This is a genomic window from Psychrobacter sp. UBA2514, assembly GCF_002341255.1.
GTDB classification, from domain to species: Bacteria; Pseudomonadota; Gammaproteobacteria; order Pseudomonadales; family Moraxellaceae; genus Psychrobacter; species Psychrobacter pacificensis.
The window spans coordinates 3,467-3,849 of the sequence record NZ_DDNS01000040.1; the positions used below are offsets into that span (position 1 = coordinate 3,467).

The 383-nt window shown below is 46.0% G+C and carries 1 protein-coding gene; it reads left to right on the forward strand.

Annotation, left to right across the window (positions count from 1 at the left end; translation table 11 throughout):
- Positions 1–383 (forward strand): threonine/serine exporter family protein (locus B3V51_RS10585; protein ID WP_286708387.1); only part of this gene is annotated, 383 nt, incomplete at both ends.

Genomic DNA, 383 nt, shown 5'->3' on the forward strand with positions numbered 1-383 from the left:
CAGCAAATCGTCAATAAAACCGAAGCCACGATCAATAATAATGATTTGATTGACCGCACAACCCTTGCGTTTGATAAGTTGGATAAAACCGTGTATCCGACATGGCTAGTCAGTATATTTGTCGGCGCTTCTTGTGCGGCGTTTGCTTATTTGAATGGCGGCAGCTGGTCGATTACGGCGGTGACCTTTATCGCGGGTATGGTGGCGATGTTTACTCGTATCTATTTGTCCAAGCATCACTTTAACCCTTTTATCACCGTTATTGCTACCGCTTTTATCGCCTCCTTGATCGGGGCGACGACTTATTATTTTGATATTGGCAATAATGCCGATATCGCCGTTGCCTCTAGCGTGCTGCTGCTGATTCCAAGCTTTCCGCTGAT